Annotated in this window: 1 protein-coding gene and 1 pseudogene; both read right to left on the reverse strand. The window is 25.9% G+C overall.

All coding sequences use genetic code 11. The features are described 5' to 3' along the window. Positions 1-118 precede the first annotated feature (118 nt). Positions 119-598 carry a hypothetical protein gene (locus L8U04_RS08260; RefSeq protein WP_263709823.1) on the reverse strand — a complete coding sequence of 160 codons (480 nt, stop codon included), beginning with the start codon at positions 596-598 and terminating at the stop codon, positions 119-121. A gap of 46 nt (positions 599-644) precedes the next feature. Continuing rightward, a pseudogene (locus tag L8U04_RS08265) lies at positions 645-903 on the reverse strand (ankyrin repeat domain-containing protein); the annotation flags it as partial.

Consider the following 903-nt stretch of genomic DNA (forward strand, 5'->3'; position numbering starts at 1 on the left):
AGCTTCTAATATTGAAGTTGATTGTTTTTCTCTATTACCTTTAGCCTTTTTATTGCTTTATTTAATAAGAGACGATATTTATCACTATTATATTTATAATCTATAAAATTTACAATACTTAATTAGCACTAAATAGCATTTTAAAAGCTTTCAAAGCATCAATAAAATCTTTTATATCTTTTACTTGATCTTCTACCCAATCTTCCACTGTATAATCCTCATCACATTCGCTATCTTCACTATAATAATCTCCTCCTTCAAAATCAGCAGGATTATCATAAAGTTCCATTTCTATATGTTCTAATTCAAATTCCAAATCATTTATAAAATTTCGAAGAATCGTCCCATTAAAATTCTTTTTATCATAGTTTAAAATAGTGATTAGATTAGATGGTAAAACAACCTTATCTTTTTCATCAAATTTTAAGTTGTTGTTTTCTACTAAATTTTTATATTCATAACTTAAGATGTTACTTATGAAAGTTCTTCGTTTATGTTTTTTTAAACCATCTAAAGCACCTTTTAAATAACTATCATTTTCAAGATAGTAATTAAACGCTTCTTGTATATCTTTATCTAATAAAATTTTATTTTTCATTGTTTTTCCTTATGATTTATTTTACCTAAAGTTAATTTTTATCACTCTACTCATTCTCCTTAGCCTTTTTTATAGCATCGTTTAAAAGTTTGGAGCATTCATCACGATATTTACCCAATAAATCAAAGTCAGTTTTTCCATCAATTTCACAATGAGAAGAATCATATGCTGGTAAATTATATTTTTTTCTAATTTGCTCTGAAGTCATTGCTCCTGCATCTTTTAAAAGTTTTTTATTTCTAGATCCTTTTGCATTATCTAAAGGAGTTCTTGGGGTAGCAAAATTCACATTAGCTCCAAGTTCG

Source organism: Campylobacter sp. IFREMER_LSEM_CL908 (assembly GCF_025771545.1).
Lineage (GTDB): Bacteria > Campylobacterota > Campylobacteria > Campylobacterales > Campylobacteraceae > Campylobacter_D > Campylobacter_D lari_D.